The sequence below is a fragment of the Streptomyces sp. XD-27 genome (genome assembly GCF_030553055.1).
Lineage (GTDB): Bacteria > Actinomycetota > Actinomycetes > Streptomycetales > Streptomycetaceae > Streptomyces.
The window spans coordinates 2,376,672-2,389,621 of the sequence record NZ_CP130713.1; the positions used below are offsets into that span (position 1 = coordinate 2,376,672).

At 71.6% G+C, this 12,950-nt stretch carries 14 protein-coding genes and 2 tRNA genes; 4 read left to right on the forward strand and 12 right to left on the reverse strand.

Annotated features, from left to right (window positions below; translation table 11 throughout):
• Positions 1-153 precede the first annotated feature (153 nt).
• From Q3Y56_RS10440 to Q3Y56_RS10455, 4 genes are all read left to right on the forward strand, one after another.
• A complete protein-coding gene (locus tag Q3Y56_RS10440; protein WP_304461677.1) occupies positions 154-852 on the forward strand; it encodes a hypothetical protein in 699 nt (232 codons plus the stop codon).
• Positions 849-1,016 (forward strand): hypothetical protein, encoded by a 168-nt coding sequence (locus Q3Y56_RS10445; protein WP_304461678.1) that lies wholly within the window; start codon positions 849-851, stop codon positions 1,014-1,016. The genes Q3Y56_RS10440 and Q3Y56_RS10445 overlap by 4 nt, the downstream gene beginning before the upstream one ends.
• Complete coding sequence (fabG, locus tag Q3Y56_RS10450) at positions 1,013-1,723, forward strand: 3-oxoacyl-ACP reductase FabG (RefSeq protein WP_304461679.1); 711 nt, start codon at positions 1,013-1,015, stop codon at positions 1,721-1,723. Before Q3Y56_RS10445 ends, fabG begins: the two co-directional genes overlap by 4 nt.
• Before the next feature lie 98 nt (positions 1,724-1,821).
• Positions 1,822-2,664: an ATP-binding protein gene (locus tag Q3Y56_RS10455; RefSeq protein WP_304461680.1), complete on the forward strand. Its 843-nt coding sequence runs from the start codon at positions 1,822-1,824 to the stop codon at positions 2,662-2,664.
• A gap of 81 nt (positions 2,665-2,745) precedes the next feature.
• On the opposite strand, the gene Q3Y56_RS10460 is transcribed toward Q3Y56_RS10455, so the two are convergent.
• The 12 genes from Q3Y56_RS10460 to Q3Y56_RS10515 form a co-directional block, all read right to left on the reverse strand.
• On the reverse strand, positions 2,746-3,591 hold the full coding sequence (locus tag Q3Y56_RS10460) for a DegV family protein (protein ID WP_304461681.1): 846 nt from the start codon (positions 3,589-3,591) through the stop codon (positions 2,746-2,748).
• 178 nt (positions 3,592-3,769) lie between these two features.
• Positions 3,770-4,567 (reverse strand): hypothetical protein, encoded by a 798-nt coding sequence (locus tag Q3Y56_RS10465; protein WP_304461682.1) that lies wholly within the window; start codon positions 4,565-4,567, stop codon positions 3,770-3,772.
• A gap of 127 nt (positions 4,568-4,694) precedes the next feature.
• Entirely contained in the window at positions 4,695-7,574 is a 2,880-nt protein-coding gene (leuS, locus tag Q3Y56_RS10470; RefSeq protein WP_304461683.1) for a leucine--tRNA ligase, read from the reverse strand.
• 255 nt (positions 7,575-7,829) lie between these two features.
• A tRNA-Ala gene (locus Q3Y56_RS10475) sits at positions 7,830-7,902 on the reverse strand.
• A 133-nt stretch (positions 7,903-8,035) separates the two neighbouring features.
• Positions 8,036-8,269, reverse strand: a complete 234-nt coding sequence (locus Q3Y56_RS10480; RefSeq protein ID WP_304461684.1) for a hypothetical protein — start codon at positions 8,267-8,269, stop codon at positions 8,036-8,038.
• Positions 8,270-8,466: 197 nt separating this feature from the next.
• Positions 8,467-8,539 (reverse strand) — tRNA-Ala (locus Q3Y56_RS10485).
• Positions 8,540-8,627: 88 nt separating this feature from the next.
• The gene (locus Q3Y56_RS10490) at positions 8,628-9,242 is read right to left on the reverse strand and encodes a histidine phosphatase family protein (protein ID WP_304461685.1); all 615 of its coding nucleotides are present in this window, start codon (positions 9,240-9,242) and stop codon (positions 8,628-8,630) included.
• A gap of 35 nt (positions 9,243-9,277) precedes the next feature.
• Positions 9,278-9,703, reverse strand: a complete 426-nt coding sequence (gene rsfS / locus Q3Y56_RS10495; protein ID WP_304461686.1) for a ribosome silencing factor — start codon at positions 9,701-9,703, stop codon at positions 9,278-9,280.
• 195 nt (positions 9,704-9,898) lie between these two features.
• Complete coding sequence (locus tag Q3Y56_RS10500) at positions 9,899-11,698, reverse strand: LCP family protein (RefSeq protein ID WP_304461687.1); 1,800 nt, start codon at positions 11,696-11,698, stop codon at positions 9,899-9,901.
• 9 nt (positions 11,699-11,707) lie between these two features.
• Positions 11,708-12,319, reverse strand: coding sequence for a nicotinate-nucleotide adenylyltransferase (nadD, locus tag Q3Y56_RS10505; RefSeq protein WP_304461688.1), 612 nt, complete (start codon positions 12,317-12,319; stop codon positions 11,708-11,710).
• A gap of 68 nt (positions 12,320-12,387) precedes the next feature.
• Positions 12,388-12,552 carry a hypothetical protein gene (locus Q3Y56_RS10510; RefSeq protein WP_304461689.1) on the reverse strand — a complete coding sequence of 55 codons (165 nt, stop codon included), beginning with the start codon at positions 12,550-12,552 and terminating at the stop codon, positions 12,388-12,390.
• A gap of 154 nt (positions 12,553-12,706) precedes the next feature.
• On the reverse strand, positions 12,707-12,862 hold the full coding sequence (locus tag Q3Y56_RS10515; RefSeq protein WP_304461690.1) for a hypothetical protein: 156 nt from the start codon (positions 12,860-12,862) through the stop codon (positions 12,707-12,709).
• Between the last annotated feature and the right edge of the window lie 88 nt (positions 12,863-12,950).

A 12,950-nucleotide genomic window follows, 5' to 3' on the forward strand; every position in this document is an offset into this window, starting at 1 on the left:
CCCCCACCCATTTTCACTCGCGTACGCGAAATATGCGTCCGCAGGGATTTCCGCACGCTCGATTCGCCGCGGAAACCAATTGCACGGCGACACGAGTCGGCATGCCTGCCGCGCGTCGTCGCACTCGAAAAGAAACTCGGGGGAAACAGCGAAATGACATCGACACCGGCGACGCGCTTCGGTGAAGTGCTCGTCGTATTCGAGGGACCGGCCCGGATCATCTGGCACAACGCGGGCGGGGGCACCTGGATCCCGCAGGGCCTCTGGCCGCGGGCAGCGCACCGGGCCGAGCTCCGCGAGCACCTGGACGGCCACCGGCCCGTACTCGTCATCCTCGACGGCGCGGAGGACACCGTTCCCCTGCTGCGTGAGGAGTGGGAACGGGCTCCGCGGGCGCTGCGCACCGTCCTGCGGAGCCTGCGGGAGGTTCCGGAGCCTCAGGAATCCCCGGAACTCATGGAGTTCAGCCTTCCGTTCCTGGACTGGCTGCCCGAGCCCCATCGCGAGCGCGGTACGGCCTTCCTCACCCGGACCAAGGAAGTGTTCTCCCGGGTCCCGCCGGCCCTGCTGCCTCCCCTCCTGCTCGACGAGGAGGAGCAGCCGCCGGGGGGCTCCCGGATCCGGTTCGCACGCCGGCTGCTGCCCGGGGCGCTGCCGCCCGGTCGCATGGCCGCCGCCGTGCGCCACGTCTTCGACGCCTGCCATGTCTCGGTGGGTCAGACGGCGATGTGCCCGGCGGCCCTGGGCGCATCGGCGGCCTCGGCGACGTCAGCGGGGCCGCCGGCCCCGGCAGCCATCATGCCCACGGTCACGGCCGCCCCGCACGTCACGCGTACGGGGCCCGAGCGGTGACCCCGGGCCTGCCCACCCACGGCGAGCTGCTCACCGAGATCGCCGCCGTCGTCACCACCGGCCTGTCCCACACCCGGGCCGCGCACCCTGCCGCGAACACCGAGGACGGCGACGGCGCGGGCAGTGCCACGGCGCTCCCGCCCGAGCACCGGAGGGCCGCATGACGCCCCGGACCGTGCTCGTGACCGGCGGCAATCGCGGCATCGGGCTCGCCGTGGCACGCGCCCTGCGGTCCGACGGCCATCGGGTCGCCGTGACCTATCGCGGCGCCGAACCGCCCGACGACCGGTTGTTCGCCGTACGCGCCGAGATGACCGACGCCACCAGCATCGACGCGGCCTACGCGCGGGTCGAGGCGGAACTCGGCCCCGTGGAGGTGCTGGTGGCGAACGCCGGCATCACCCGCGACACGCTCCTGCTGCGCATGGACGAGAAGGACTTCGTGGACGTCGTGGACACCAACCTCAACGGCGCGTTCCGCACCGTACGCCGCGCGGCGCCCCGCATGATCCGCGCCCGCTGGGGCCGCATCGTCCTGATCTCCTCGATGGTCTCCGCCTACGGAGCGGCTGGCCAGGCCAACTACGCCGCGTCCAAGGCGGGCTTGCTCGGCTTCGCCCGTTCCCTCGCCTGGGAGCTGGGTTCCCGGGGCATCACCGTCAACGTCGTCGCGCCCGGCCTCATCGAGACGGACATGAGCCGGAAGATCACCGAGCACCGGCGCGCGGAGCTGACGCGCATCACGCCGCTGGGCCGCTCCGGGACCGTCGAGGACGTCGCCGAGGCGGTGCGCTACCTGGCCGGGGACTCCGGCCGGTACATCACCGGCGCGATGCTGCCGGTGAGCGGCGGCCTGGGGCTGGGCGGATGAGCCCGCCGACGCCTCCGGAGCCCGGCACCCCCGGTGCCCACGCCGCCGGCCCCGCCCACCACCACACAGACGCACACCCACACCAGAAGGACACGGGGATGAAGAACAGCACGCACGAACCACCGCCCCTGGTGACGACGGCCGCGCCGCCCGCCGCCCCCGCCCCGCCGCCGAGCGAGCGCGTCATCCATCTCGCCATCTCCGGCACCTACTCCAGCGGCAAGAGCACCACCACGGAGGCGGTGTCGGTCGCGACCGGCATCCCGCGGACCCACGCCCTGACATCGCGCGAGATCCTGCTGGACCTGGTGCCCGGCAAGCAGGTGCAGGAACTGTCCGCGAACGAGCTGCTGATGCTCGGTCTGCGGCGGCTGGAGGAGCGGATCCACAACGAGGCGCTGCCCGGCTCCTTCGTCTCCGACGGCTCGGTCATCCACGAGTGGATCTACGGCGAGGCCCGGATGCGCGTGGGCATCAACCCGGGCGCGAACGTCTTCCTCCGGGCGCTCAAGGGCATGGCGGGACTGCCCGCCAAGCCCTTCTACCGGCAGTACATGCACGCGTACGGGGAGATCACCAAGGCGCGCGCCAAGCGGATCTACGACGCCTACGTGCACCTCCCGGTGGAGTTCACGATGAAGGCGGACGGGCACCGGCCGGTGTCCGAGCCGTTCCGGAAGCTGTCGGACGACCTGCTGATCGAGACGCTGGAGGAGATGGAGATCCCGTACCACGTGGTCGGCGGGACGGTGCGGGAGCGGGTGGCGCGCATCGTCGAACTCTTCGACCTGCCGCTGGTGATGCCGCTGGACGACGCGATCACCATCGCCCAGGAACGGGTCCGCAAGGCCACCGAGGTACTGGAGAACGACGCGCGCTTCCACAGCGCGCAGCGCGCCAAGTCCTGGCGTCGGCGCATCGCCTACGCCCTGCGCTACTGATCCCGTACGCCTCGTCCTTCGCGCCCTGCCTCCCGCCGGGCGGGCCGGTCAGGCCAGACCAGGCCCGTGCGGCGGCCGGGGCTACCTCGGTGCCACCACCGCGCCCAGCAGCCCCGGCCCGGTGTGCGCCCCGATCACCGCGCCCACCTCGCTGACGTACAGCTCCGCGAGGCCCGGCACCCGCTCCCGCAGCCGCTCCGCGAGAGCCGCCGCGCGCTCCTCCGCCGCCAGATGGTGCACCGCGATGTCCACGGCGCCCGCGCCGGCCCGCTCCACGACGATCTCTTCCAGCCGCGCGATGGCCTTCGACGCGGTACGGACCTTCTCCCGCAACTCGATGCGCCCGCCGTCCAGTTGCAGCAGGGGCTTGACCGCCAGGGCCGAGCCGAACAGCGCCTGCGCGGCCCCGATCCGGCCGCCGCGCCGCAGATAGTCGAGGGTGTCGACGTAGAAGTACGCGGCCGTGCCCTCGGCGCGCTTCTCGGCGGCGGCGACCGTCTCGTCCAGGTCGCCGCCGCTCTCCGCCGTCTCGGCCGCCGCCAGCGCGCAGAAGCCGAGCGCCATGGCGACCATGCCGCTGTCCACCACGCGCACCGGCACCGGGGCGTCCTTGGCCGCCAGCACCGCCGCGTCGTAGGTCCCGGAGAACTCGGCCGACAGGTGCAGCGACACGATCCCGTCCGCCCCCGCCGCGGCGGCCGCGCGATAGGCGGCGGCGAACATCTCCGGGGCCGGGCGGGACGTCGTGACCGGCTTGCGCTTCTGCAGCGCCTGCGCGACGGAGCGGGCCGAGATCTCCGTGCCCTCCTCCAGCGCCCGGTGGCCGAGGACCACGGTGAGCGGAACGGAGACGATGCGATGCCGCTCCATCGCCTGCGGGGGCAGATAGGCCGTGGAATCGGTCACGATGGCGACATGACGGGACATGACTGGGAGGTTATCGGGGGACGTCCGGGGCCGACAGCGCGGGCCCTCCGCCCGGAGGGCGGGCGTCCGCTTCGCTGCCCACCGTACCGCTCATGCGCATGTCCCGGCCATGGCCTTCCCGCCCATCCGTGTGCCCGTCCTCCGCCCCTCCGCGCGCCCGCTCCGCAGGCCATGCCGCTCAGCCATGGCCTTCGGGGCGAGCCGTCTTGCGCCAGGGTTCCTGCCATGCGGCGCCCGACTGCCAGGGCTGCTCCGGCGGCACATCGATCGCGGGCGGCTCCCCCGCACCGGCGCCCGCACCGGCCTGTCCACCCGCGCGCGGACCGGCCTGCGCCCCGTCTCCCCCGCCCGCCCGCGCCCGCGCTCCAGGGCCGGCCTGCGCCCCGTCTCCCGGAAGCGGTTCCGCCGGTCCGCGCGCGGGATCGTCCGACGCCGGGGCCCAGTGCCGCAGCGCCCCGGCCTCCATCTCGATCTGCCGCCCCAGATCGGCCAGGTCGTCCTCGGCGAACCGCCGACCCCGCTCCTGCACCGCCCAGCGCAGCGAGTCGGCCGCGTGCGTGATCCGCTCCGTGCGCTCGCGCAGCTCCGGCAGCACGGCCGCGATCCGCCCCTTGTCGGGCTCCCGCTCCGCCCGCTTCAGCTCCTCGTCCAGCTCCCGCTCGTGACTGCTGAGCCGCTCGAAGAGCGCGAGCGACTCCTTGAGCGAGGCGTCCTCCGCCGCACCCGCGTCCAGCGCCTCCCGGGTGGCCCGCATCGACGTACGCAAGGACAGCCGCAGCTGCGCCAGCTCCCCCGCCGGCCCCGGCTGGCCGTAGCTCTTCGCCCGCAGGGTCGTCTCCTCGACCGTGCGCCGCGCCTGCGTGATCGTGCGGTCCACGCCGCGCTTGGCCGCGCGGACGGCCTTGACGCCCACGTACACCCCCAGCCCGACGAGCGCGACGAAGAACAGCACCAGGATCAGGATCGCGGTCCCCATGGAGGTCCCCTCGCAGTCGGCGTACGTCTTCCCACGGTAAACGGCGGCGGGCGGGTCGCGAGTTCCGCAGAACCCGCAACCCGCCCGGAAACCAGCCCCTAAGGGGCCCTGAGGCAGAGGCAGTGGCTTACGCCGGGACGATGTTGACCAGCTTCGGCGCCCGCACGATCACCTTGCGGATGCCCGCGCCGTCCAGTGCCGCCACCACCGCCGGGTCGGCCAGCGCCAGCTTCTCCAGCTCCTCGTCCGCGATCGACGGGGCGACCTCCAGCCGCGCCTTGACCTTGCCCTTGATCTGAACGACGCAGGTCACGGTCTCGTCCACCACGTACGCCGGATCGGCGACCGGGAACTCCCGGTGCACCACCGAGTCCTGGTGCCCCAGCCGCCGCCACAGCTCCTCGGCGATATGCGGGGCCAGCGGCGCGGCCAGCAGCACCATCTGCTCGGCGACCGAACGCGGCACCTCGCGCACCTTGGTGACGTGGTTGTTCAGCTCGGTGACCTTGGCAATGGCGGTGTTGAAGCGCAGCCCCGCCATGTCCTGCCGGACGCCGTCGATCGCCTTGTGCAGGGCGCGCAGCGTCGCCTCGTCCGGCTCGGTGTCGACGACGGTGACCTCGCCGGTGTTCTCGTCCACGACGTTGCGCCACAGCCGCTGCAGCAGCCGGTACTGGCCGACGACCGCGCGGGTGTCCCACGGCCGCGACACGTCCAGCGGGCCCATCGCCATCTCGTACAGGCGCAGCGTGTCGGCCCCGTACTCGGCGCAGATCTCGTCCGGCGTGACCGAGTTCTTCAGGGACTTGCCCATCTTGCCCAGCAGGCGGCTGACCTTCTCGCCCTCGTAGAAGTAGCCGCCGTCGCGCTCCTCCACCTCGGCCGCCGGCACCGGGATGCCGCGGCCGTCCCGGTAGACGTACGCCTGGATCATGCCCTGGTTGTACAGCTTGTGGAACGGCTCGGCCGACGAGACGTGGCCCAGGTCGAACAGCACCTTGGACCAGAAGCGGGCGTACAGCAGGTGCAGCACGGCGTGCTCGGCGCCGCCCACGTACAGGTCGACGCCGCCGTGCGGCTGCCCCTCCCGCGGGCCCATCCAGTAGCGCTCGGTCTCCGGGTCGGCCAGCCGCTCGCTGTTGTGCGGGTCCAGGTAGCGCAGTTCGTACCAGCAGGAGCCGGCCCAGTTGGGCATGGTGTTGGTCTCGCGGCGGTAGCGCTTCACACCGTCGCCCAGGTCCAGCTCGACGTTGACCCAGTCCTCGTTCCGGGACAGCGGGGTCTCCGGGGAGGTGTCGGCGTCGTCCGGGTCGAAGGTGCGCGGGGAGTAGTCCTCGACCTCGGGCAGTTCCAGCGGCAGCATCGACTCGGGCAGCGCGTGGGCGACGCCGTCCTCGTCGTACACGATCGGGAAGGGCTCGCCCCAGTAGCGCTGGCGGCTGAACAGCCAGTCGCGCAGCCGGTAGTTGACGGTACCTTCGCCGATGCCCTGGGCCTCCAGCCAAGCGGTGATCTTCACCTTGGCGTCGGGGACCACCAGGCCGTCCAGCGAGATCGTGTCGCCGGAGGAGTTGATGATCTTCGCCTCGTACGAGTCGAAGGCGTCCTCCCACACCGACGGGTCGGTGCCGCGGCCGTCGGAAGGCTCCACGACACAGCGCATCGGCAGTTCGAAGGCGCGCGCGAAGGCGAAGTCGCGGCTGTCGTGCGCCGGGACGGCCATGATCGCGCCGGTGCCGTAGCCCATCAGGACGTAGTCGGCGATGAAGACCGGCACCGGGGCCCCGCTGACCGGGTTCACGGCGAAGGCGCCGGTGAAGACGCCGGTCTTCTCCTTGGCGTCGGCCTGCCGCTCGACGTCGGACTTGGCGGCCGCGAACTTGCGGTACTCGGCGATGGCGTCGGCCGGGGTGGCGTGCCCGCCGGTCCACACCTCGTGGGTGCCCTCGGGCCATGCCTCCGGGGCGATGGTGTCGACCAGCTCGTGCTCGGGGGCCAGCACCATGTAGGTGGCGCCGAACAGGGTGTCCTGGCGGGTGGTGAAGATCGTGATCTTCTTGTCGCCCTCGCCGTGCGCGCCGTGGACGGGGAAGTCGACGCGCGCGCCCTCGCTGCGCCCGATCCAGTTGCGCTGCTGGAGCTTGATGGCCTCCGGCCAGTCCAGCGCGTCCAGGTCCGCCAGCAGGCGCTCCGCGTAGGCGGTGATGCGCATGTTCCACTGCCGCAGGTTGGCCTTGAAGACGGGGTAGTTGCCGCGCTCGGAGCGGCCCTCCGCGGTGACCTCCTCGTTGGCCAGGACGGTGCCCAGGCCGGGGCACCAGTTGACCGGCGCGTCGGAGGCGTACGCCAGGCGGTGGCCGCCCAGCACGTCGGAGCGCTCGGCGGCGGTCAGCTCGGCCCAGGGCCGGCCGTCGGGCGTCGCCCGCTCACCGGAGGCGAACTGCGCGACCAGCTCGTCGATCGGCCGGGCCCTGCCCGCCGTCTCGTCGTACCAGCTGTTGAAGATCTGCAGGAAGATCCACTGGGTCCACTTGTAGTAGTCCGGCTCGATCGTGGCGAACGAGCGGCGCTTGTCGTGGCCCAGGCCCAGCCGGCGCAGCTGGGCCTTCATGTTCTCGATGTTGGCCTCGGTGGAGACCCGCGGGTGCGTGCCGGTCTGGACCGCGTACTGCTCGGCGGGCAGGCCGAAGGCGTCGAAGCCCAGGGTATGCAGGACGTTGTGGCCGGTCATGCGGTGGAAGCGGGCGTAGACGTCGGTGGCGATGTAGCCCAGCGGGTGGCCGACGTGCAGTCCCGCGCCCGAGGGGTACGGGAACATGTCCATGATGAACTTCTTGGGCCGGGCGACGACCTCGGGGTCTCCCGCCAGGTCGCCGCTCGGGTTGGGCGCCTCGTACGTGCCGTCCGCGTCCCAGGCGTCCTGCCAGCGGGCCTCGATGTCCGCGGCCAGCGCGGCCGTGTAGCGGTGCGGCGCGGCCACCTCGGCAGCTGTGTTGGTCTCGCTCATCGTCCTCTAAGCTCCATCGATCGTCTCTGTCAGCGGTGGAAACGAAAAATCCCCTCGCACAGGAGGGGACGCCGCGCCGATGCCGACCTGGTGTGTCACCGGTCGGTACTGATCAGCGCGGCCCGCTAAGCAGAAGGCGTACGGCACGCATGGGGTCAGGTTACCGCAGCGCATGAAGCGGCGGCGTGCAACGGGGCATCTGTGGACAACGAGAAGCGGGCCGTCCGTCTCGGACGACCCGCTTTCTGCTGGGAGTGGAGCTAAGGAGAATTGAACTCCTGACCTCTTGCATGCCATGCAAGCGCTCTACCAACTGAGCTATAGCCCCAGGCTGTGCACCGTGCGTTTCCCCGGTTTTTCCCGGTTCCCCGCGGCGGCATCGCCTACATTACACGGACAGCCCCGCCTTCTGCCAAATCAGTTCCGCGGTGGCCGTCCGGCGCCGATCCGGGCGCCCGCGCTCAGGCTGTCGCGAAGGAGTAGAACCGTTTGAGCGTGCAGTGCTCGTCGAGCAGGCGGCCGTAGATCGGCTCGCCCTCCAGTTCGCGGTAGGTCTCGATCGGGTCGCCCTTTATGATCAGCGCCCGCGCGCACTCCGCGCACCAGTACTGGTACTCGGGGTTGACCGGCTCCATGTCCCGGACGATCGGCGTGCCGCTGCCGCACCAGTCGCACTTGCGGCTGTGTGCCCCCATTACCGCGCTCCTGAGGTGGTCGTGGACTGGCGGAGACGATTCTGCCACGCGAGGCGGCACAGGTCAGCGGGGACAGCCGGGCCTGACGGGGCACCAGCGGCCCGGTGCTCGGACCGAGTTGGCCAGGTCGGCGGCGCGCGCCGGGCAAACGCAGCGATCCCGTTCCCCTCGGAAGGGAAACGGGATCGTCCGGGCTGTGGAGCTAAGGAGAATTGAACTCCTGACCTCTTGCATGCCATGCAAGCGCTCTACCAACTGAGCTATAGCCCCGCTGTTCTCAGGTGGGCCGGGGGTTTTCCCCGCCTCGCTGCGAACAAGAAGAACCTTAGCCTGTGACCTGCCCGAATGGGAAATCGGCTCAGTCGTCGTCGCCGAGCACCGGCTCCGGGAGCGTCCCGGCGTTGTGCTCGAGCAGCCGCCAGCCGCGGGCGCCCTCGCCCAGCACCGACCAGCAGCAGTTGGACAGGCCGCCGAGCGCCTCCCAGGACCGGGACTCCAGCCCGAGCAGCCGCCCGATCGTGGTGCGGATCGTGCCGCCGTGGCTGACGACCACCAGCGTGCCGCCGCCCGGCAGCTTGTCGGCGTGTCCCAGCACGACCGGCGCCGCCCGGTCGGCGACCTCGGTCTCCAGCTCGCCGCCGCCGCGCCGCACCGGCTCACCGCGCTTCCACGCGGCGTACTGCTCGCCGAACCGCTCGATGATCTCCTCGTGCGTGAGCCCCTGCCACTGGCCGGCGTAGGTCTCCCGCAGCCCCGCGTCGTGCGCGACCTCCAGCCCGGTCACCGCGGACAGCTCGGCGGCGGTCGTCGCGGCCCGCTTCAGGTCGGAGGCGACGATCGCGTCCGGCTTGAGCGCGGCCAGCAGCCGGGCGGCGCGGCGCGCCTGCGCCACGCCGGTCTCGGTCAGGGTGATGTCCGTGGAGCCCTGGAAGCGGCGCTCCACGTTCCAGGCGGTCTGGCCGTGCCGCCACATGACGATGCGGCGGCCCCGGCCCGTCTTGGAGCCGTTCAGCTGAGTTCACCGTCCCCGGCGGCGGCCGCGTGCTCGGCGGCCTTGCCGCGGGTGGCGACGGCGTCGGCGGGCAGCTCCAGCTGCGGGCAGTCCTTCCACAGCCGCTCCAGCGCGTAGAACACGCGCTCCTCGCTGTGCTGGACGTGCACCACGATGTCCACGTAGTCCAGCAGGACCCAGCGGGCCTCGCGGTCGCCCTCGCGGCGCACCGGCTTGGCGCCCAGCTCCTTGTTCAGCCGCTCCTCGATCTCGTCGACGATCGACTTCACCTGGCGGTCGCTGGGCGCCGAGGCCAGCAGGAAGGCGTCGGTGATCGACAGCACGTCGCTGACGTCGTACGCGATGATGTCGTGCGCGAGCTTGTCCGCGGCCGCCTGGGCGGCGGCGTTGATGAGCTCGATGGAGCGGTCCGTGGCGGTCACAGGCGGAACTTTCCGGTCGGGGTCAGGATCGTCAGGGTCATCCGTGGTCCCCACACGGCAGCAGCCTGGGTCGGGGACGTGACACCTCAAGGGTCTCACGCCCCACCGACACCTCCGCCAGGAGTTTTGTCCCGGGGCCGTCACCAGGAGTTTCGTCCCGGAGCCGGCCACCGGGAGTTCCGCCCGGCCGGCCCGTCAGCCCACCGAGCCCTTGTAGTCCCGGCCCAGGACGACGGTCACGTCCGCGTTGAACGCGCCCTTGCCCTTGTGGACCGCGCTCGTCGGCAGCCCCAGCGTCTTGGCGACCTCCTCGGCCTGCTTCGCGTGCCGGTCGTCGGCGTAGGTCACCCGGGAGGTGGCCTGTGCGGTGTTCTCCGCGCTCGCGCCGACGACGGTGAAGCCGCCGTTCACCAGCGTGACCTGCGCGGCGCCCGCCGCGCTCTCCTTGCCGGAGGCGTTGCGGAGGCTGATCCGCGTCACCCCGCCCTGGTCGGTGTTCCGCACCGTGCCGCCGAGGATGTCCTTGACCACACGCTCGGTGGCGCGCTCGCTGAGCGTGCCGTCCTGCTGCACGGGCAGCAGCGTGGTGTCGTACGCGCCGGTCTTGGCCTGTTCGGCGAGGTCGGCCAGCGACGAGCCGAGGTCCCGTTCGGTGAGCGAGGGGTCCGGGATCTGGACGAGGGCCTCGACGGTCTTGGTCGCGTCGTCCGCGTCGCTGGGCATCTTGTTCAGCACGGCCCGCATGACCTGGCCGAACCGGGCCAGTTGCTTGGCCTGGGCCTCGGCGGGCGCGCGGTAGGTGGCGTACGCCACGGCCGCCTGGCCGCTCAGGGTCTGCTCCTTGCCCTGCTTGACCAGCGTTTCCTCGCCCTTCTTCGCGGGCACGGCCACGTCGGTGTCGACGGTGACGCCGCCGACCAGCTCGACCAGGTTCTCCAGATAGGGCGTGTCCAACCGCCAGGTGCCCTCGATCTTCGAGCCCAGCAGGGTGCCGAGCGCGTCGCGGGTGGCGTCCGAGCTCTCGCCCTCCACCAGCTTGCCGAGCGTGGTGGGGCCGCCTTCCTCGCTGGCGACGGCGAGCGCGTTGGGCAGCAGGACGGTGGTGCCCTTCTTGGTGGTCTCGTTGTCGACCAGCAGCGCCGTGGAGCTGTCGCCGCCGCGCGTCTCGCGCAGATGCACCACGATCACGTCGCGCTGCTGCGGGCCGCCGGGCCGCGCCTGCTCCTGCGTGCCGTCCGACATCCCGGGCAGCTTGCCGGCGTGCCAGAGATAGCCGACGCCGCCCGCGGCGGCGAGCACGAGCACCACGGTCAGCGCGATCAGGCGGTTGCGGGTCTTGCGGCGCCGCTCGTCGCGCCGCTCGGTGCGGGTCTCGGCGAACTTCAGCCAGTCGATGACGTCCTCGGAGTCCTCGTCGGGCTCCTCGACGAAGGAGAACTGGTCCGTGCGGTACGGGCCGTCCTGCGGCTCCTCGCCGCGCTCCGGGCCGGGGCGGCGCGGCGGCCGCCCCGGTGCCGCCGGTTCCCGCTCACGCTGCGGGGGTACGAGCCGCTGCGCGCCGGGGACGCTGTGCTGCGCGCCGGGGTCGGCGTGCTGCGTCCCCGTGTCGTCGTACGTCGCGTAGTCCTGCTGCTGCGGTACGTGGCCGATCGGCTGCTGGGGTCGGGAGGACGGCGGCTGGAGGCCCGTCTGCTGCGCCTGCTGCTGGGCGGCGTACGGGTCGTATCCGGGCTGCGTCCCCGCCTGCTGCCGGCCGTAGAAGCCGTACCCCGTGTCCTGCTGCCGGCCGTACGGGTCGTACGGCTGCGGCTGCGGCGGCTGCTGCTGCGGGGGCGCCTGCTGCCCGTACGGGTCGTAGGAGTAGCCGTACTCGTCCTGCTGCGCCGGCTGCTGCGGCTGCTGGTACACCGGGCGGCCGTAGGCGTCGTAGCCGTAGACCTGCGGCTGCTGCGGGTCGTACGGATCCCGGGCGTACGGGTCCTGTCCGTCGTTCACGCGTACCCCTTAGCAGTCGTGCCGGTACAGGTCGCGCTTGTCGATGTAGCGCACGACGCCGTCCGGCACCAGATACCAGACGGGCTCGCCCGCCGCGACCCGCGCCCGGCAGTCCGACGAGGAGATCGCCAGTGCCGGTACCTCCACCAGGGAGACCCCTCCCTCGGGGAAACCGGGGTCCGCCAGTATGTGGCCGGGTCTGGTCACGCCGATGAAGTGGGCGAGGGAGAACAGCTCCTCGGTGTCCCGCCAGGTGAGGATCTGGCTGAGGGCGTCGGCGCCGGTGATGAAGAACAGCTCCGTGTCGGCGTTGAGCGCGCGCAGCTCGCGCAGCGTATCGGTGGTGTACGTGGGACCACCGCGGTCGATGTCGATGCGGCTGACCGAGAACTGGGGGTTGGAGGCGGTGGCGATGACCGTCATCAGGTAGCGGTCCTCCGCCGCGGACACCTTCCTGTGGCTCTTCTGCCACGGCTGCCCGGTCGGTACGAACACCACCTCGTCCAGGTGGAACTGCGCGGCCACCTCGCTGGCGGCGACCAGGTGACCGTGGTGGATCGGGTCGAAGGTCCCGCCCATCACGCCAAGCCGCCGCTTCGCGGACGGTTTCTGCTCTCCCATGCGTGCAGACCCTACTGCGCCGGGTCGAACACCGGGGCCGTAGGTATGCCCGACGTGCCCGTCGGGGGTCAGCGGTCGCGGTTGAAGCGCGTGGTGACCCACAGCAGCAGCAGGAGGATGAAGAGGGCCGCGCCGCCGGTCATGTACGGGCTGATGCTGTCGTGGTTGCCGCCGTGCTCGCCGCCCTCGGAGGCGAGCGTGGCCAGGGTGTGCGCGGTGCTGTAAGCGGTCATCGTCGCCAGGACCTATCCGGGATGTGAGCGGGCGATTCGTCAGCGACATCGTATGCGGGGTGATCCCCGGCGCGCCGCCGGGGCGCGGTTCGAACCGGGTGCGGCCGCGGTCCGGACCCGGTTCGGGCGGCGTTCGACGCCGGTACGGGCCGCGTCAGTCCTGTCCGCCGTAGCCGCGCAGCAGGAACCAGGCAAGCAGTACGGCTCCGACGACGCCGACGACGATGATGGTGCGCAGCAGTACGCCCGGTCCGTCGTTCTTGGCGTTGGCGGCGAGCAGTTCGGTGGTCAGGCCAGTCATATGGGGCATGTCTCCACCGTAGCCACCCCGATCCGAGGACCTAGGCTGGGGCTGTGCGGGGGACGGGCCACGACCAGCAGCCCACAAGGGGGTCTCG

Excerpts from the sequence above, each read along its gene's own strand:
- fabG (WP_304461679.1), top strand. The coding sequence starts at position 1,013 with ATGACGCCCCGGACCGTGCTCGTGACCGGCGGCAATCGCGGCATCGGG.
- Q3Y56_RS10440 (WP_304461677.1), top strand. The coding sequence starts at position 154 with ATGACATCGACACCGGCGACGCGCTTCGGTGAAGTGCTCGTCGTATTC.
- Q3Y56_RS10460 (WP_304461681.1), bottom strand. The coding sequence starts at position 3,591 with ATGTCCCGTCATGTCGCCATCGTGACCGATTCCACGGCCTATCTGCCC.
- leuS (WP_304461683.1), bottom strand. The coding sequence starts at position 7,574 with ATGAGCGAGACCAACACAGCTGCCGAGGTGGCCGCGCCGCACCGCTAC.
- Q3Y56_RS10490 (WP_304461685.1), bottom strand. The coding sequence starts at position 9,242 with ATGTGGCGGCACGGCCAGACCGCCTGGAACGTGGAGCGCCGCTTCCAG.
- Q3Y56_RS10465 (WP_304461682.1), bottom strand. The coding sequence starts at position 4,567 with ATGGGGACCGCGATCCTGATCCTGGTGCTGTTCTTCGTCGCGCTCGTC.
- Q3Y56_RS10455 (WP_304461680.1), top strand. The coding sequence starts at position 1,822 with ATGAAGAACAGCACGCACGAACCACCGCCCCTGGTGACGACGGCCGCG.
- Q3Y56_RS10480 (WP_304461684.1), bottom strand. The coding sequence starts at position 8,269 with ATGGGGGCACACAGCCGCAAGTGCGACTGGTGCGGCAGCGGCACGCCG.
- Q3Y56_RS10515 (WP_304461690.1), bottom strand. The coding sequence starts at position 12,862 with ATGCCCCATATGACTGGCCTGACCACCGAACTGCTCGCCGCCAACGCC.
- Q3Y56_RS10510 (WP_304461689.1), bottom strand. The coding sequence starts at position 12,552 with ATGACCGCTTACAGCACCGCGCACACCCTGGCCACGCTCGCCTCCGAG.
- nadD (WP_304461688.1), bottom strand. The coding sequence starts at position 12,319 with ATGGGAGAGCAGAAACCGTCCGCGAAGCGGCGGCTTGGCGTGATGGGC.